Annotated in this window: 23 protein-coding genes; all 23 read left to right on the top strand. The window is 65.0% G+C overall.

Annotation, left to right across the window (positions count from 1 at the left end):
- Positions 1-115 precede the first annotated feature (115 nt).
- The 23 genes from G4G00_RS10990 to G4G00_RS10875 all read left to right on the top strand — a co-directional run bounded on the left by G4G00_RS10990 (position 116) and on the right by G4G00_RS10875 (position 15,306).
- Entirely contained in the window at positions 116-418 is a 303-nt protein-coding gene (locus tag G4G00_RS10990) for a hypothetical protein (protein ID WP_164273443.1), read from the top strand.
- Positions 415-1,059, top strand: coding sequence for a lytic transglycosylase domain-containing protein (locus G4G00_RS10985; RefSeq protein WP_164273441.1), 645 nt, complete (start codon positions 415-417; stop codon positions 1,057-1,059). The genes G4G00_RS10990 and G4G00_RS10985 overlap by 4 nt, the downstream gene beginning before the upstream one ends.
- Positions 1,056-1,679, top strand: coding sequence for a hypothetical protein (locus tag G4G00_RS10980; RefSeq protein ID WP_164273439.1), 624 nt, complete (start codon positions 1,056-1,058; stop codon positions 1,677-1,679). The genes G4G00_RS10985 and G4G00_RS10980 overlap by 4 nt, the downstream gene beginning before the upstream one ends.
- Positions 1,676-1,903 (top strand): hypothetical protein, encoded by a 228-nt coding sequence (locus tag G4G00_RS10975; RefSeq protein ID WP_164273437.1) that lies wholly within the window; start codon positions 1,676-1,678, stop codon positions 1,901-1,903. The genes G4G00_RS10980 and G4G00_RS10975 overlap by 4 nt, the downstream gene beginning before the upstream one ends.
- 183 nt (positions 1,904-2,086) lie before the next feature.
- Positions 2,087-2,359: a hypothetical protein gene (locus G4G00_RS10965; RefSeq protein WP_164273433.1), complete on the top strand. Its 273-nt coding sequence runs from the start codon at positions 2,087-2,089 to the stop codon at positions 2,357-2,359.
- Entirely contained in the window at positions 2,359-2,661 is a 303-nt protein-coding gene (locus G4G00_RS10960; protein ID WP_240336125.1) for an ArsR family transcriptional regulator, read from the top strand. Before G4G00_RS10965 ends, G4G00_RS10960 begins: the two co-directional genes overlap by 1 nt.
- A 4-nt stretch (positions 2,662-2,665) precedes the next feature.
- Positions 2,666-3,229: a phage protein Gp27 family protein gene (locus G4G00_RS10955; protein ID WP_164273431.1), complete on the top strand. Its 564-nt coding sequence runs from the start codon at positions 2,666-2,668 to the stop codon at positions 3,227-3,229.
- Positions 3,229-4,875, top strand: coding sequence for a hypothetical protein (locus G4G00_RS10950; RefSeq protein WP_205515543.1), 1,647 nt, complete (start codon positions 3,229-3,231; stop codon positions 4,873-4,875). The genes G4G00_RS10955 and G4G00_RS10950 overlap by 1 nt, the downstream gene beginning before the upstream one ends.
- A 2-nt stretch (positions 4,876-4,877) precedes the next feature.
- Positions 4,878-6,425, top strand: a complete 1,548-nt coding sequence (locus G4G00_RS10945) for a DUF935 domain-containing protein (protein WP_164273429.1) — start codon at positions 4,878-4,880, stop codon at positions 6,423-6,425.
- A 1-nt stretch (position 6,426) separates the two neighbouring features.
- Positions 6,427-7,548, top strand: coding sequence for a phage minor head protein (locus G4G00_RS10940; RefSeq protein ID WP_240336140.1), 1,122 nt, complete (start codon positions 6,427-6,429; stop codon positions 7,546-7,548).
- Positions 7,548-8,054, top strand: coding sequence for a phage virion morphogenesis protein (locus G4G00_RS10935; RefSeq protein WP_164273423.1), 507 nt, complete (start codon positions 7,548-7,550; stop codon positions 8,052-8,054). Before G4G00_RS10940 ends, G4G00_RS10935 begins: the two co-directional genes overlap by 1 nt.
- A 177-nt stretch (positions 8,055-8,231) precedes the next feature.
- Complete coding sequence (locus tag G4G00_RS10930; RefSeq protein ID WP_164273420.1) at positions 8,232-9,197, top strand: hypothetical protein; 966 nt, start codon at positions 8,232-8,234, stop codon at positions 9,195-9,197.
- Between the two features lie 60 nt (positions 9,198-9,257).
- Positions 9,258-9,620: a hypothetical protein gene (locus G4G00_RS10925; protein ID WP_164273417.1), complete on the top strand. Its 363-nt coding sequence runs from the start codon at positions 9,258-9,260 to the stop codon at positions 9,618-9,620.
- 1 nt (position 9,621) lies between these two features.
- Entirely contained in the window at positions 9,622-9,819 is a 198-nt protein-coding gene (locus G4G00_RS10920) for a hypothetical protein (protein WP_164273414.1), read from the top strand.
- A 58-nt stretch (positions 9,820-9,877) separates the two neighbouring features.
- Complete coding sequence (locus G4G00_RS10915) at positions 9,878-10,840, top strand: phage protease (RefSeq protein ID WP_164273411.1); 963 nt, start codon at positions 9,878-9,880, stop codon at positions 10,838-10,840.
- On the top strand, positions 10,840-11,745 hold the full coding sequence (locus G4G00_RS10910) for a Mu-like prophage major head subunit gpT family protein (protein ID WP_164273408.1): 906 nt from the start codon (positions 10,840-10,842) through the stop codon (positions 11,743-11,745). The genes G4G00_RS10915 and G4G00_RS10910 overlap by 1 nt, the downstream gene beginning before the upstream one ends.
- 65 nt (positions 11,746-11,810) lie before the next feature.
- A complete protein-coding gene (locus G4G00_RS10905; RefSeq protein WP_164273405.1) occupies positions 11,811-12,188 on the top strand; it encodes an HI1506-related protein in 378 nt (125 codons plus the stop codon).
- On the top strand, positions 12,188-12,679 hold the full coding sequence (locus G4G00_RS10900; protein WP_164273402.1) for a phage protein Gp36 family protein: 492 nt from the start codon (positions 12,188-12,190) through the stop codon (positions 12,677-12,679). The genes G4G00_RS10905 and G4G00_RS10900 overlap by 1 nt, the downstream gene beginning before the upstream one ends.
- Complete coding sequence (locus G4G00_RS10895) at positions 12,679-13,230, top strand: phage protein Gp37 (RefSeq protein ID WP_164273399.1); 552 nt, start codon at positions 12,679-12,681, stop codon at positions 13,228-13,230. The genes G4G00_RS10900 and G4G00_RS10895 overlap by 1 nt, the downstream gene beginning before the upstream one ends.
- A 9-nt stretch (positions 13,231-13,239) precedes the next feature.
- Positions 13,240-13,446: a DUF2635 domain-containing protein gene (locus G4G00_RS10890; RefSeq protein WP_164273396.1), complete on the top strand. Its 207-nt coding sequence runs from the start codon at positions 13,240-13,242 to the stop codon at positions 13,444-13,446.
- Positions 13,443-14,546: a phage tail sheath subtilisin-like domain-containing protein gene (locus G4G00_RS10885; protein WP_164273393.1), complete on the top strand. Its 1,104-nt coding sequence runs from the start codon at positions 13,443-13,445 to the stop codon at positions 14,544-14,546. The genes G4G00_RS10890 and G4G00_RS10885 overlap by 4 nt, the downstream gene beginning before the upstream one ends.
- Positions 14,547-14,558: 12 nt before the next feature.
- A complete protein-coding gene (locus G4G00_RS10880) occupies positions 14,559-14,930 on the top strand; it encodes a phage tail protein (RefSeq protein ID WP_164273391.1) in 372 nt (123 codons plus the stop codon).
- Entirely contained in the window at positions 14,920-15,306 is a 387-nt protein-coding gene (locus G4G00_RS10875) for a hypothetical protein (protein WP_164273388.1), read from the top strand. The genes G4G00_RS10880 and G4G00_RS10875 overlap by 11 nt, the downstream gene beginning before the upstream one ends.
- Positions 15,307-15,403 lie beyond the last annotated feature (97 nt).

Here is a 15,403-nt window from a genome sequence, read left to right as displayed (position 1 = left end):
CCGCGCAATCTGTGCAGGCAGGGCAACGGTGGTGAAACGTTGAGGCGCGCCGCGCACCCCTGCCCACTGCCGGTGGCGGGTCTGCTCGCCGCCGGCTCCTTTGCAGGAGCTGCGCATGTCATCGTTGAAATCTGCTGTATCCCGCACGTTAGACCGAATCGGCTACGTGTGGTTGTGGGTTGCCATCAGTCTAGTGCTGCTGGCCTTTGTGGTACCGCTGAATCCGGCTAAGGCCGGCGCCTATCTGTGGGCAGTGAGCAAGATCGCTGCTGGTGGCGCGCTGGGCTATGGCTTTGACTGGGCCTACTTCCGTGGCGGTGACCCCGCCAAGCTTGAGGGCATTGAACGCTCGATGGCGCAGGCGCGCAGGGCCACCATCGTGGCAGCCGCCATCATTGGTGTGGGGCTGATCGGATGAACTGGCGACTCTGCCTTTCTGCGCTTGTCGCCGGCCTGTTGCTGGTCGCTATGCCGGCCTTGGCTGCCAGCCGTGTGGTGATCCCGGAAGCCTCGGCCTTGCATCGCCATCGCGTTGAACAGGTGGTCGCCGATGTGTGGGGCGTCAACGGCTCCCCAGCACGGCTGGCTGCTCAGTTGCACCAGGAGAGCGGTTGGCGGATTAGGGCCCGCTCACCGGTAGGCGCGCAAGGAATTGCCCAGTTCATGCCCGACACGGCTCGCTGGATGGCACAGCGCTTTCGTACCCAGCTCGGCCAGTTCGATCCATGGGACCCTGTGCAGGCAATTCACGCCGCCGCGTTGTATGACCAGTGGCTGCTGGAGCGCGTTCAGCCCATCGGCTGGACATCACTGAGCGAGTGCAGTCGCTGGGCCTTTGCCCTGCGCGGGTACAACGGTGGCGAGGGATGGTTGCTGCGCGAACGTGGCCTGACCATCGCGGGACGTGCCGACGCCAATGATTGGCGGCAGGTCGAGCGCTTCCGCGCCCGTGGTCCTGGACCCCACGCCGAGAACATTGCCTATCCGCGCCGCATCCTGCTGACGCTGGAGCCGGCCTACATTGCCGCCGGCTGGCCGGGCACTGCAGTGTGCCCATGAAGATCAGCGCCCACCTGATGCTGTGGCTGGCCATCGCTGCAGCGGCCTTCGCAGGCGGCTGCTACTGGCAGGGCGGACTGAACGCCCGAAGCGAGAATCGCCAGCTGCGCGACAACCTGCAACAGCTGTCTCAAACCGCCGATGCCCTGCGCCAAAACGCCGTACAAAGCGCCTTGAACTATGACGCGGCCGTCCGTCGCCTGGATGAGGTGGCTCGCGCCCGGGAGGAAGACCGTGAACACATTCGACAATGGGCTGCCGACCAGCAACAGGCACTGCAGGCGCTGGCCCGCGCTCAGCCTGAGCTGGGCAAGCGTGCTGGTGCTGGCGTCCTGCAGCACTGGAACCGCAGTAATGCCGGCCCAGACGCTGCCGATTCCGCCCCCGCCGACGCTGCCGGCCAACCTGGTGCAGCCGTGCCCGGCGCTACCGGCGGTGTCCAGCGACGAATGGATCGTGCTGATCGCCAACCACGACCAGGTGAGCGCGCAGTATCACGACTGCCGCAGTCGAATGGCACGGCTGCTGGATGCAACCCAGCAGTGGCGGGTCACCGCTTGGCAGTGGTACTGCGCAGCGGTGCGCGATGCCGGCCTATCGGTGGAGCGCTGCCCGCATGAACGCCCAACGATCCACGCCCCCAGCAATCCCGGTGCGCGATCTGATCAAGCTGCGCGATGAATACCGGGCGATGGCGGCCCGCATGGTGGTTGCCGAGCGTAGCAGTCGTGATCCCAACGCGGTGGATCGCCTGCGCGCCCAGGCACGCGCCTTCAACGGCTGCATTGCCGATCTCACTGACCTGATCGAAGGAAGGAAACACCCCAGTGATCGACGCTGCTGATCGCGCTGCCGCAGATGAGGCCCGTGCCTGGGAACTGTTCCAGCAAAGCCGCCCCTCGCTCGACGCCATTGCACCCGCCCACCTGGATTGCGTGGACTGCGGCGAGCCGATCCCGCCGGAGCGACTGCAGGCCCTGCCACGTACGCGCCGCTGCCGGCCCTGTGCCAGCGAGGTAGAACGCCGATGAACGGAGCTTCGATCAATGATCTGGTCATCGGCGGATTGATTTTGCTACTCGCCATTGGGCTGGCCAATCTGCTGATCGGCGTACTGCTGTGGTGGCGCCATGTCGGTCTGGTCGCCCGCGTGACCCGGCTGGAGGTGTACCGCGAGCAGGCCCTGACCCATACCGATGTACGCCAGGTCTATGAGCGCCTGTCGTCCATGGAGGGGCAGCTACAGACCACCAACCGGCTGCTGCAGACCGTCCAGCAGCATCTTCTGGAGAACGAATGATGAACATGCCTTTTGCCCAGCGCCTGCGCGAGGACCGCCGCCTGGTGCTGCTGCGCCTGCTGCACGAGCAGCGCGGTTACATGGCCAACTCTTCCGTCCTGCATGCGGGCCTGCAGTTCATGGGCGTGGCCAGCACTCGGGATGACGTGCGCACCGACCTGGCCTGGCTGCAGGAGCAGGCATTGGTGAGCCTGTCCGAAGCGGTGCCCGGCGTGCTGGTGGCCACCCTGACCAGTCGCGGCGGCGATGTGGTGGCCGGTCAAGCCATTGTTCCTGGCGTCAGCCGCCCCAGCCCGAAGTGATGCCATGAGCAAGCGCCGTGCGAAATCCAGCATCAGCCGGTTGCCGGCCGAGCAGCGCGCCTGCGTCGAGCGCATGCTGCGTGAGGATCGGCTGACGCTGGATGAAATGATCGCCGAGCTGCAGCGACAGTTCCCTGGAGAACCGGCCGCCGAAGTCTCGCGCTCGGCCCTGCATCGCTACGAGCGTGGCTTTGCTGAACTGACTGCGCGCATGCGCGAGATCGAGACCGTCTCCAATGCGGTCATCGGCGAGCTCGGTGAAGGAGTGGGCGAGAAGGCCGGCGCCTTGCTGGCACAGGCTGTCACCACCTTGGCAACCAACGCAGCCCTGCAAGCGCACGGCAATGATGAGATCACCATCGACGAGATTCGCAAACTGGCCCGCGCGGCCAAGGATGCAATGGATACTCAGCGGGTGGGCGTCAACCTGCGCAAGGCCATCGCCGAGGAAGCCCGACAGGCCCTGCTGCGTGAGCAGTCCGAGCGGCTGGACAAGGTGGTCAAGACAGAGGGCCTGTCCGAGCAGACCGCAGCGGACATGCGCAAGAAAATTCTGGGAATCGGCTGATGATCATCGCCAAATCCAAACCTATCCGCACGGCTCCCGCAAAGACCGCCTTGGCCCAGGCGTTAGCAAGCACCGAGGCAAGCAGCGGCGATCTGCTGGAACAGGAACTGCCGGCCAGCCTGGCCAACGAGGTCAACTGCGCCATCGACGCGGTCCTGCTCAAGTATCAGCAGGACTGGGTTGCCGACGACAGCGACCTCAAGATCGCCGAGAAGAGCCGCCGCATCGGCCTGACCTGGGCGGAGGCCTCCGACAACGCGTTGGTCGCGGCCCGGTCACGCCAGGCCGGTGGCATGAACGTCTATTACATCGGCTACAACATGGACATGGCCATCGAGTACATCGAGGCCTGTGCGATGTGGGCGCGCGTGTTCAACGAGGCCGCCAGCGAGATCGAGGAAGGCGAGGAAGTCTTCAAGGAAGGCAACGACGAAAAGGCGATCAAGACCTATACGATCCGCTTTGCCTCGGGTTTCCGGATCGTCGCCCTCAGTTCACGCCCGGCAAACCTGCGCGGCAAGCAAGGCGTGGTGGTGATCGATGAGGCCGCATTCCACGGCCAGCTCGATGAATTGCTCAAGGCGGCGCTGGCGCTGCTGATCTGGGGCGGCAAGGTGCGGGTGATCAGCACCCACGATGGTGATCAGAACCCGTTCAACGAGTTGATCACCGAGGTGCGCGCCGGAAAGCGCAAGGGCAGCATCCACCGCATTACCTTCGCCGACGCAGTCACCCAGGGCCTGTACGGGCGTGTCTGTATGCGCAAGGGTGAAACCTGGGACATCGACAGCCAGGCCACGTGGGTCGCCAATGTGTACGCCTTCTATGGCGATGCCGCCGAGGAAGAGTTGGATGTTGTGCCTTCGCAAGGCTCCGGTGCCTGGCTGACCACCGCGCTTATCGAAGCACGCATGACCGCCGCCCCCGTGCTGCGCTACACCTGCCCACCGGGATTTGAACAGCGCTCCGATGGGGACCGTTTTGCCGTCATCCAGGAGTGGTTGGACCTGGAAGTGTTACCGCTGCTGGAGGCCCTGGACCCGGAGCTGGACAGCTTCTTTGGCCAGGACTTCGGCCGCAGTGGTGACTTGACCGTACAGGTGCCGGCACAGATCGATCAGCAGCTGCGCCGCCGCGTGCCCTTCATCCTGGAGCTGCGCAACATGCCGCATCGACAGCAGGAGCAGATTGGCAAGTACGTGCTGCACCGGCTCCCCCGGTTCCGCAAGGCGGCCATCGACGCGCGAGGCAACGGCCATGCCGTGGCCGAGTTCCTGGCGCAGGAGTTTGGTTACAACCGCGTGGAGTTGGTGATGCTCACCGAAGGTTGGTACCGCGAGCAGATGCCCCCGGTTAAAACGGCCTTCGAAGACGACACCATCGCCGTTCCTCGGGACCGCGACACCCTGGCCGACCTGCGCGCGATCAAGGTCATCAAGGGTGTTGCCCGCATCCCCGACCGCAAGACCACCGGCAAGGACGGCGGCCAACGCCACGGCGATGCCGGCATCGCCATCGCCCTGATGCACTACGCCAGCCGCCAGGACGTTGAAATCATCGACTATCACCGTGTCAAACCCCGCGATGACAGCCATCCGCGCAGCGTACGGCGCGGCGGTGGCTGGCGCTGCGTGAAAGGACTGTAATCATGAGTACCTCCCGCCTGCTGGATCAGTTCGGCCGCCCCATCCAGTACGACGTGCTGACCGAGGAACTGGCCGCGCCCCGGCTGGCCAGCATCCGATCAATCTGGCACCCGTCCGTCGCCAATCACCTCAGCCCCGGCCGTCTGGCCGGTGTGCTGCAGGCGGCAGCCGATGGCGATGCCCGCGACTACCTGACCTTGGCCGAGGAAATGGAAGAGCGCGATCTGCACTACGCGTCGGTCCTGGCCACACGCAAGCTGGCAGTGGCCGGGCTGGATGTGCGGGTGGAAGCGGCCAGCGATGATACCGCCGACGTTCGTCACGCCGATGCCGTGCGCGAACTGGTGCAGGCGCCGGAGTTCGGTGAGCTGTTGGCGCACCTGGTCGATGCGCTGGGCAAGGGCTACGCGGTCGGGGAAATCCTCTGGGATCGCAGCGGCAAGACCTGGCAGCCCGACCACTACGCCGAGCGCGATCCGCGCCATTTCCGCTTTGACCGCGAAACCGGGCGCGAGCTGCGGCTGCTAGATGCCAGCGACCTGGTCAACGGCATTCCCTTGGCGCCGTACAAGTTCATCGTGCATACCCCGAAGATCCGCAGCGGCCTACCGATCCGGGGCGGCCTGGCGCGCCTGGCAGCGGTGGCCTACATGTGCAAGGCCTGGACTTGGCGCGACTGGATGGCCTTTGCCGACGTGTTCGGGCTGCCAATGCGCGTCGGCAAGTACGGCCCTGGCGCCAAGCAGGAGGACATCGACAAGCTGATCGCAGCGGTGGCCAACCTGGGCAATGATGCGGCAGCGGTGATGCCCGATTCGATGCGCATCGAGTTCCAGCAGGCGGTCCAGACCGCCGGGTCCGGCGAGTTCTTCAAAGGCCTGGCCGAGTGGTGGGACCGGCAGATCAGCAAGGCGGTCATCGGGCAGACCATGACCGCCGACGATGGCGCCAGCCTGGCCCAGGCGCAGGTGCATCAGCTGGTGCGCCTGGACCTGCTCACCGCCGACGCCAAGGCATTGTCCAACACCCTGCAGCGCCAGCTGGTGCGGCCGTTCATCGACCTCAACTACGGCCCGGGGCGCTATCCGGCGCTGTCCCTGATTGTGCCCAAGCCGGAGAACACCAAACTCCTGATCGATGGCCTCACCCAGCTGGTGCCGCTAGGGTTGCAGGTCGAGCAGAGCGTGGTGCGCGACAAGCTGGGGCTGCCCGATCCGGACAAGGGCGCCGTGCTACTGCAGGCGCCGGCCAGCGCACCCGCGCTGAACCACCAGCGCGCCCTCAATGTCGAGGATGCCGCCGCGCCAGGTCGCGTGGCGGCCATCGCCACCCAGCTGGATCGGCAGCTCGGCACCAGCACCGATGCCTGGTTGGAGCAGGTCCGCCAATTGGTCCAAGAGGCTGACAGCCTGGATGCCGTGCGTGACGGCCTGATGGCGCTGCAGTCGGAACTGGACCTGGACGCCTTCGCCACGGGCATGCGCGATGCGCTGGATGCGGCCCAGGCCGCTGGCCGCTTTGACCTGCTGCAGGAGGCTAGCCTTGGCTGACGTGCGCGGCATCAGTGTGCCTTTCCGGGAACAGGCCGAGTTCTGGCGGCGTAAGGTCAACGTACCTACCGCCAGCTGGCGCGACCTGCAGCGAGGCGACCACGCGCATGGCTTCATGGTGGCCGGGGCCGCCCGCCTGGACCTGCTCGACGATCTGCGCAAGGCGGTCGATAAGGCGATTCTGGACGGCGGGACGATTGCCGACTTCCGCCGCAACTTCGACGCCATCGTGGCCCGCACCGGCTGGCAGTACCAGGGCGGGCGCAACTGGCGCACCCGCATCATCTACACCACCAATGTGCGTAGCGCCTACATGGCCGGCCGCTGGGCGCAGATTCAGGCTATCAAGCACCGCCGTCCGTTCCTGCAGTACGTCCACAATGACTCGGTGCGCCATCCGCGCCCGGAGCACCAGTCCTGGAATGGCAAGGTACTGTCCGTGGATGACCCATGGTGGTCTACCCATTTCCCGCCCAACGGCTATGGCTGCCAGTGCACGGTGACCACGTTGGCCCGGCGCGATCTGGATCGGATGGGCATGGATGGACCGGATGCCGCCCCGACGGCCACTGACGATGCTGACGGGCTTGATCCCGGGTTTGACTACAACGTTGGTGTTGCCGCCAGCTCGGTGCCGGCGGCACTTCGCTTTGGGCAGAAGGTCATGCAACTGCCACCGCCCTGGCGTACTCAGGCCCTGGACGATGCTCAGCGCCGCGCCGCCGACACCTTTGCCGACTGGGCCATCGTCCTGCGCCGCGCCCTAACCAGCCCAGCCACGACACCGTTGCAGCGACCGGTTGGATTCCTCCGCCCAGCGGTGGTCCAAGCGCTTACCGATCTTCCCGCCAGTGCTGTTCTGCTGGCCGACGATCTGGCGCTGCGCGCCACGGCGCCGGACCTGCTGGAAGCATTGCCGGCCTGGCTGGCTGCCCCGGACACCCAGGTGTGGCAAGCCCCACCAGGCTCGGCATTGATCTTCGTGCGCCGGCTGGCCAATGGCAGCCTGGTCCGAATACGCTTTGCCAACTCGGTCCAGGGCTACCAGTTGCAAGGGGCTGAACAGATCGATGCCGCGACGTTGCGCCGCGCCGGTTATGTCCGGCTCAACGGGGAATCCTGATGGCCGGGGCCCGGCTGGATATTGTGGCGGACGAAGGGCAGCTGGGCCGTCAGCTGCAGCAGCTGATCGAGCGTGCCGGTGATCTGGGTGATGCCTTGGGCGAGATCGGCGAGATCGTCACCGCCAGCACCCAGGCCCGCTTCGGTCAGGGCGTAGATCCCAGCGGCAGCCCCTGGGCGCCGCTGGCAGCCAGCACCTTGGCGCAGAAGAAGGGACCCGGCACCTTGCGCGAATCCCTGCACCTGCAGGGCAGCATCCGCTACCAGGTCGAGGGCGAGGCCGTGCGCATTGGCACCGATGTGCCCTACGCGGCGGCCCACCAGTTCGGGACGCCGGCCTGGGTGATCCGCCCCCGCAATGGCAAGGCGCTGGCGTGGCCCGGGGCGGCTCATCCCGTCAAGCAGGTCAACCATCCCGGCTTACCTGCTCGCCCCTTCCTGGGCCTGTCCACCGAAGATGAGGACAACATCCTGGCCATGCTGGCCGACTACCTGGCCGGTGTCTGAGCGCCGCTCGCTGAAACGGCCTGTACGGCCCGCTGTGACCCCGGGGCGCGGCCACCGTACGACAGGACACCCGCCCGGACCCTGTGCGACGATTTAAAGGGCTTTTAAACGCGCTAGGGTGAGGGTGCCTCGGGTTGCTACACTTCGCCCCGATGGATCACGGTGCAATGGAGCACGATGCAATGGAGCAACACTGACGTGACGGATATGGCACAGCACGCCCGCTTCCACCTTGTATATGACGGCCCGGCCCTGGTGCAGCACCAGATGGACGTGCGCGCCCTGGCGCCTGCGCTGCTGGCCATGGGCGACCTGGTCGAGCGTGCCAACGAGCTGCTCAACGGCAGTCAGGCCAAGGTCTCCGTCAACGTGCATGCCTCGTTTAAGTCCGGCTCGTTCGGCATCGACCTGGAACTGGCCCAATCGTTGTGGCAGCGGGCACTGGACTTTGCCAATAGCAATCCGGTCACCGGCATCCTGAGCATCGTTGGGTTGCTCGGCATCGGCAAGTCCACCTGCACCGGCCTGGTGCAGGCCATCGTCTGGCTGCGTGGCCGGGGCGTGAAGCGTATCGATCCCATCAGCGACGGCGTGGTTCGCCTTTACGTCGATGAAGAGCATCTGGACATCGAAGAGCGCGTCCTGCAGCTACTGCAGGACTACCGGGTCCGTCGTGCCCTGGAAGGTGTCATTGCCGATCCGCTCGGCAAGGACGGTATCGACACGGTTGCGGTGGTCGATCAGAAGGCCAAGCAAGTGGTGGTATCCATCGACCGAAATCAAGCGGCGTTCTTCAAGGCGCCCAATCCGGAAGAAGAGACCCTGCAGACCGACGAGTACATCGCCACCTTGCAAGTGCTGACGCTGGCCTTCCAGGATGGCAACAAATGGCGCTTCACCGAGGGCGGCGGCAACACTTACTTTGCCGTGGTGCTCGATGAGGGCTTCCTGAGCCGGGTGCATCTGAACCAGGAGCAGTTCGCCAAGGACGACATCATCAAGGCGCGCATCCGCCGCACACAGCGGCTGACCAAGGATGGACTGAAGGCCGATTACGAGGTGATGGAAGTACTTGAGCACCGCAGCGCGTCACCCAAGGTGCAGCTGCGAATGGATTTCGGTGGCAACCCGCCAACTGAGTAATTTCTGGCATCGAGCTACTGAGGCCAAGTAAGTTGGGCTGAAAGATCAGGAGATCATCCTATGGCAACACGGTTTTCCAGACGCCGGGCCGACGGCACGGTGGTCTACTACGATTCGGAGGCGGCCATGCAGGCCGATGCGGAGCCCATGCCGGGCCTGTTCGACTTCAGCTGGCTCTGGGCTGTGGTCGGCTTCTTCGTCTCCGTCATCGTGGTCTGTGTCTCCGTATATGGCTTTGACCTTGCCCAAAGCTGGCCTAAGTGGCTGCGCTTCCTGGGCATGCTGAGCGCAGTTGCCGCCGGGACATATCTGCTATCCCGTGTTGGCCAGTTGCTGTTCTATTCGTTTTGGGTGCTGGTCGCCGTGGGCATTGTGCTTGCCGTTGTCGGTGCCGCAGTCGCTTTTATCTGGAGCGTGGCCTGAGATGGATGCGATTTCAGCTGACCTCCCTGCACAGGCGTTGGACGAGCTGCGCCGCGCGGCGGGACGTTATCGTGATCTCTACGGCGATGCCGGCCTCAACCTGATGGGCGAAGACCTGTGCAGGATCGTTGCCTACGAGGTGGCAGGCGACGCAGCTTGGGCTAACCTGGTAGCCCATCTTCAGCGCATCAGCGGCTAGCAACTACCTTACATCCCGCTGAAACTCACTTCCCACGTGCGGCGGCCACCATGGCCGCATGCACCGCATCGCGCTCAACACCGACCTATCCAGCGTCTCCGGCCAAACGCCACCGGACTGGGTTGAACTGATTCCGGCCGGCCCCAGCGTCATCGGCCGTGATGGTCGCCGCTGGCTGTTCGATGACGCCGCCGCCCGCAACGTCGTGGACACGTTCCGGGCCCGCCAGGTCGACCTGGCCATCGATTGGAACCACGCCTTGCAGCTGGCCGCCCCCAACGGCGGCCCCTCACCAGCGGCCGCCTGGATTCACGAACTTCAGCCGCGCGACGGCGCCCTGTGGGGCCGAATCAGCTGGACCCCGCGCGGTGCTGAGGATTGGGCTGGGCGTGCCTATCGCTATCTATCCCCCGTGTTCGATTACGAGCCCACCAGTGGCCGTATCTCCGCACTGGTCTCTGCGGCGCTTACCAACACCCCGAACCTGCACCTGCAGGCGCTCAACTCCCAGGAGTCTTCCACCATGACCCGATCCACCGCCCTGACGGCGGCGATCACGGGTGCGCTCGGCCTGAACGCCGAAGCCTCCGATGATGCCCTCGCCGCCGCCATCAACCAACTGCAGGCCACGGCCCTGAACAGCCAGCAGCCGTCGCTGGACCGTTTCGTCCCGCGCGCCGACCACGATGCCGTTGTGGCCCGCGCCACCAACGCCGAGCAGAAGCTGACCGCCTTCCAGAAGGAGCAGCACGACACTGCCGTTTCCGCCGAGATCGACAGCGCCCTGAAGGCCGGCAAGATCACCCCCGCCACCGTGGAATATCACCGCGCCAGCTGCAGCGATACCAACGGCCTGCAGCGATTCCGTGACTTCGTCAGTGCCGCTCCGGTCGTGGCCGGCGATGCAGGCGCGCCAGCAACGCCGGGCAGTGCGGCGGCCACCGCCCTCAATGCTTCCGAAACCTACGTCGCCCAGGCCCTGGGCATCCCCGCCGACCAGTTCAAGAAGGATTCCCGCTGATGGGCCAGATCATCACCCCTGCGCTGATCAGTGCGCTGTTCACCGGTTTCAGCCGCAAGTTCCAAGACGCCCAGACGGCTACCCCGACCGACTGGCAGAAGATCGCCACCCTGGTCCCGTCCAGCTCCAAGAGCACCACCTACGGCTGGCTGGGACAGTTCCCGCAGTTCCGCGAGTGGGTGGGCGACCGTGCACTGAAGGATATGGCCGCGCACGGCTACAGCATCGCCAACAAGTCTTTCGAAAGCAGCATCTCGGTGCCGCGCCCGGATATCGAGGACGATGAGGTCGGCGTCTACGGTCCGCTGTTTGAGGAAATGGGCCGTGCTTCGAGCGCGCACCCTGATGAGCTGGTGTTCTCCCTGTTGAAGGCCGGTGCCGGTACCCTGTGCTATGACGGGCAGAACTTCTTCGACACCGACCACCCCGTCTACGCCAACACCGATGGCACGGGTACGGCCACCAGCGTCAGCAACTATGACGACGGTGATGGCACCGGACCGACCTGGTATCTGCTTGATGTCAGCCGCGCCCTGAAGCCGCTGATCTTCCAAAAGCGCCGTGACTACGACCTCAAGGCCATGGTCGATGGCCAGGACGAAGCGGTGTTCATGCGCGATGAGTATCGCTATGGCGTGGACGCACGCGTCAATGTCGGTTTCGGCTTCTGGCAGTTCGCCTATGCCTCGCGCCAGCCGCTGACCAAGGACAGCTACGCCGCTGCGCGTGCGGCGATGAAGGCCTTCAAGGCCGATGGCGGCCGCCCGCTGGGCATCAATCCGCGCCTGCTGGTGGTGCCTTCGGCGCTGGAAGGGGCGGCGCGCAAGATCGTGGTCAAGGACGAAAGCGCCGGCAATGAGTGGGCCGGTACGGCCGAAGTGCTCTCCCCGGCCTGGCTGGACTGATCTCGCAACCCGACGGCCACCGGCCTTGGCCGGTGGCTTTCTCCCAACCTTCTACTTGACTCGCCATGATCATCATCACTTCCAAGATTGAGGGCTTCCGCAGGGCAGGCGTGGCCCATAGCACCACACCCACGCCCTATGCCGAAGATCGCTTCACCCCAGATCAGCTGGCGCAACTGCAGGCCGAGCCGAACCTGTTCGTCCAGCTGCTGCCCAAGAGTGAGGCCATCCCGGCTCCCGGCTCGATGGTTGACCCCGACGCCGCACCGGAAACGGTCTCCGCTGAGACGACCACCCTCACACCGGCACCCTCGGAGCAGACTGACACATCGGTTTCCCCGGAAGCCAGCGCCGGTGCGATCACCACCTTGCCCGTCGATCCGGCGCCGGTAACGGCACCGAAGGCAGAGGCCAAGGCCGCGCAGAAGGGTAAGGGCAAGTAATGCTGCCGCTGCCGCTCTCCATCGACCTGGTCACGCGCTACGGCGGGAAGGAAATCGCCGATGTGGCCGTGCCCAACACATTCGTGCCGCTGGATGCGGCCCAGATGGAGGCGGCAGCGCGGGGCGATGATCTGTCCGGTTGGCCCGAGGATGAGCGAACGGCGGCGGTGTACGCCCTGGCGCGCTTGGACTCAGCCATCGGCCGGGCCAGCAGCGAGGCGCAATTCTATCTGCGCTTCCGTCCGGCAGATGCCCCGGTGCCGCCGTGGTGGCCCGACGATATCCAGGAGCTGGCCCGCTATCACCTGTACGACCGCGCGGGCCGAGAAGACAGCACGGTGCGATTGCGCTATGAGGATGTGATCAAGCGCCTGAAAGCCCTCATGGATGAAGATGCGAAGCGCGGGAGTAATGAGGAAGGCGCAGGTGGTAGCGCCGTCATCCAGGGCAACCCGCGCCTGTTCTCGCGTCGAACGCTGGGACGCTTGTGATGCTGCAGGCTCTGGAAGATGGCATCGTCGAGCGCTTGGGACAGTTGCGCCAGCACCTGCCTCGCTTGGAGCTGCGCAGCTACGGCGGCGAGCTCGGCGATGGCGATCTGCTGGCCGAGGCACTGCGGGCCGGGCATGCGGTGCTGGTGACGCAGCCCCGAGGGCGCTTTGTCCGCAAGAGCAATCGTCGCTATGCCTTCGATGCGACCGTGCGCCTGGTCATTGGCTCGCGCCAGGCACGTGGCGAAGTCGAAACCCGGCATGGCGTTGCCAATAGTCCTGGAAGCTACGCGCTGTGGGACAGCTGCATGCGCCTGCTGACCGACTGGTCTCCGCACGCTGAGGCCGGCCCGCTGCAACCGACCGACTACAACAACCTGATCAACAGCCGCTTTCAGAACGATTTTCTCAGTGTCATCGGCCAGAGCTTCACGGTCAGTGGGCACTGGACCGTTCCAGAAGACCCCATCGAGCCGCTGTCGGGCATCGATCTGACCTACTACCTGCAACCCGATGACGGGGTGGCCGATGCCACCGACCGCATCGACTAGGAGCACTCCATGCCGCGTGTAATCGCCGCCCCAGGCCTGCGCGTTCCCCGTGAGGACAACCCTCGCACCTACATCGAAGGCAAGGCCGTCGATGTCCCCGATACCACCTACTACCGCCGTCGCCTGGCCAGTGGCGAATTGGTGATCGAGCAAGCGCAGGTCGCGCCCATTGATTCCAAATCCGGCGCCCCGGCCAGCAAAGGGAGCAAGGCATGAGCATCCAGTTCGACACCATTCCGGCCAGCATCCGCAAGCCGGGCGTCTACATCGAATTCAACACCTCGCTGGCGGTGCGCACGTTGCCAACCAATGCGCAGCGCCTGTGCCTGATCGTCCCGCTGACCGCTACCGGCGACGACGCAGCCGAACCTCTGGTCCCGCTGCAGGTGTTTGATGCATCCGCGCTGGCCGAACAGTTCGGCGCAGTAGCCAAGGCAATGGCCAGCGCCGCCATTGCTGCCAACCGCTATGTCGATCTGACTCTGATCGGCATCACTGTGGCCGACGACACAGAGCCGGATATCCAGCCCGCCCTGGATGTGCTGGCGGGGGCTGACTACGACCTAGTAGTGCCGGCCTGGATCAGCCAGACCACACTGACGGCACTGCGCACCCACATCAACACGATTACCGATGCGATCAACCAGAAGGCCTGTATTGGCGTAGCCGCCAGCACCGGCACGCTGAGCGCGGCGACCACCCTGGCCGGCCAACTCAACAGCGGCGCGATCACCCTGGCGCTGCTGCCAGGCTCGACCAGCACGGCCGCCGAGATCGCCGCCGCCTATGCGGCGGTGATTGCCCGCGAGGAAGACCCGGCCAGGCCGCTGAACACCCTTGCCCTGACCGGGATCGCCGTGCCGCCCATCACCCAGCGCCTGACCCGAGGCGAGCAGGAAACCGCGCTGGCCAACGGCGTCACTCCGCTGGAAGTCGGCCCGGGCGAGATCGTGCAGATTGTACGAGCCATCAGCACCTACACCAAGAATCCGACCGGAGCGACCGATATTGCCCTGCTGGACCTGACCACGATGCGCACTCTGTACTACGTGCGCCGTGCCTGCCGTGACCGCATCCGCCTGCGCTTCCCACGCGAGAAGCTCCATGCCGGCACCGCCGCCAAGGTGCGCAGCGAGTTGCTGGACGTGCTGAAGAAGTGTGAAGAGCTGGAAATCGTTGAAGAGGTCGATGCCAATGCGCCCGGCTTAATCGTCGAGCGCTCGCTGCAGGACCCGAACCGGCTCAATGCCCAAATCCCCACCGACGTGGTCAACGGCCTGCATGTGTTCGCTGGCCGCATCGATCTACTGCTCTGACAAGGAACCGCCATGTCCGATATCTACGTGGGCTTGATCGTGCTGGAGCTCAACGGCTCCGAATACGAAATCAAGTCGTTTGAACCCACCACCAAGACCAACCGCAAGGGCGTCAAGACGATGAACCGGCAGGGCCGCGTGCTCGGTCATGCCAAGGGCATCGAAGAGCATGAGCTGCGCTGCACAGTGGCCATCCCCAAGTCGGGCGAACCGGACTGGAAGGGGCTGCTGGACGCCAAGATCACCATCGAGCCTCAGGATGGTGGTGGCAAGCGCGAGAGCTACACCGGGGTGTGGCTGATGGAGATGGGCAGCAAGTTCGGCACCGATGACGAAGCCACCCGCGATCTGACCCTGGGAGCGTTGAACCACTATGTCGAATGACGCCATCACGAAATGGACGGGGCTAACCGTCAGCGGCACGCTGCCGATCGGTGTGTACTATGCCGGCCAGCGCCATCGCAATTTCATCCTGCGGGTAGGACTGGCCGGGGATGTGATCGAAGCCCTGGAGGGCCAACCCACTGCCTCCACTGCACGCATCGCCCTGGACCTGTATCGGCGCCAGCTGCTCCAGCTCGGCGATATTCCGGCCGAGGCACTCACCCTGGACCTGCTCAAGGCAGAGCTGGCCGAGATCGACCAGTCCGAACTGGAGAGGGCCAGCGCTGAACTCACAAAAAAGCTGCAGCCGGCGAGCGCGAGCTCGCCCACTGGCGACGTGTCGAGCACGTCCTCGTCCGGCACGGCTACCGCCTGAGCGAAATCCGCCGCATGACGCAGGCGGAGATCACCGCGCGCCTGGCCCTGTTCCAGGCGGCGCCTTCAACCAGCACCGGTACCCGCTATATCAGCAC

Origin of the sequence: Stenotrophomonas sp. B1-1, from assembly GCF_010894375.1 — a bacterium.
Taxonomy (GTDB): domain Bacteria; phylum Pseudomonadota; class Gammaproteobacteria; order Xanthomonadales; family Xanthomonadaceae; genus Stenotrophomonas.
The sequence above is the reverse complement of the archived record's forward strand: the minus strand, read 5'-3'. Positions and strand labels throughout refer to the sequence as shown.

Coding starts and splice junctions, on each gene's coding strand:
- G4G00_RS10910 (WP_164273408.1), top strand. CDS start 10,840: ATGGGCCAGATCATCACCCCTGCGCTGATCAGTGCGCTGTTCACCGGT.
- G4G00_RS10905 (WP_164273405.1), top strand. CDS start 11,811: ATGATCATCATCACTTCCAAGATTGAGGGCTTCCGCAGGGCAGGCGTG.
- G4G00_RS10885 (WP_164273393.1), top strand. CDS start 13,443: ATGAGCATCCAGTTCGACACCATTCCGGCCAGCATCCGCAAGCCGGGC.
- G4G00_RS10880 (WP_164273391.1), top strand. CDS start 14,559: ATGTCCGATATCTACGTGGGCTTGATCGTGCTGGAGCTCAACGGCTCC.
- G4G00_RS10965 (WP_164273433.1), top strand. CDS start 2,087: ATGAACGGAGCTTCGATCAATGATCTGGTCATCGGCGGATTGATTTTG.
- G4G00_RS10980 (WP_164273439.1), top strand. CDS start 1,056: ATGAAGATCAGCGCCCACCTGATGCTGTGGCTGGCCATCGCTGCAGCG.
- G4G00_RS10985 (WP_164273441.1), top strand. CDS start 415: ATGAACTGGCGACTCTGCCTTTCTGCGCTTGTCGCCGGCCTGTTGCTG.
- G4G00_RS10920 (WP_164273414.1), top strand. CDS start 9,622: ATGGATGCGATTTCAGCTGACCTCCCTGCACAGGCGTTGGACGAGCTG.
- G4G00_RS10945 (WP_164273429.1), top strand. CDS start 4,878: ATGAGTACCTCCCGCCTGCTGGATCAGTTCGGCCGCCCCATCCAGTAC.
- G4G00_RS10875 (WP_164273388.1), top strand. CDS start 14,920: ATGTCGAATGACGCCATCACGAAATGGACGGGGCTAACCGTCAGCGGC.
- G4G00_RS10950 (WP_205515543.1), top strand. CDS start 3,229: ATGATCATCGCCAAATCCAAACCTATCCGCACGGCTCCCGCAAAGACC.
- G4G00_RS10990 (WP_164273443.1), top strand. CDS start 116: ATGTCATCGTTGAAATCTGCTGTATCCCGCACGTTAGACCGAATCGGC.
- G4G00_RS10915 (WP_164273411.1), top strand. CDS start 9,878: ATGCACCGCATCGCGCTCAACACCGACCTATCCAGCGTCTCCGGCCAA.
- G4G00_RS10930 (WP_164273420.1), top strand. CDS start 8,232: ATGCAATGGAGCAACACTGACGTGACGGATATGGCACAGCACGCCCGC.
- G4G00_RS10900 (WP_164273402.1), top strand. CDS start 12,188: ATGCTGCCGCTGCCGCTCTCCATCGACCTGGTCACGCGCTACGGCGGG.
- G4G00_RS10960 (WP_240336125.1), top strand. CDS start 2,359: ATGAACATGCCTTTTGCCCAGCGCCTGCGCGAGGACCGCCGCCTGGTG.
- G4G00_RS10975 (WP_164273437.1), top strand. CDS start 1,676: ATGAACGCCCAACGATCCACGCCCCCAGCAATCCCGGTGCGCGATCTG.
- G4G00_RS10890 (WP_164273396.1), top strand. CDS start 13,240: ATGCCGCGTGTAATCGCCGCCCCAGGCCTGCGCGTTCCCCGTGAGGAC.
- G4G00_RS10935 (WP_164273423.1), top strand. CDS start 7,548: ATGGCCGGGGCCCGGCTGGATATTGTGGCGGACGAAGGGCAGCTGGGC.
- G4G00_RS10955 (WP_164273431.1), top strand. CDS start 2,666: ATGAGCAAGCGCCGTGCGAAATCCAGCATCAGCCGGTTGCCGGCCGAG.
- G4G00_RS10925 (WP_164273417.1), top strand. CDS start 9,258: ATGGCAACACGGTTTTCCAGACGCCGGGCCGACGGCACGGTGGTCTAC.
- G4G00_RS10895 (WP_164273399.1), top strand. CDS start 12,679: ATGCTGCAGGCTCTGGAAGATGGCATCGTCGAGCGCTTGGGACAGTTG.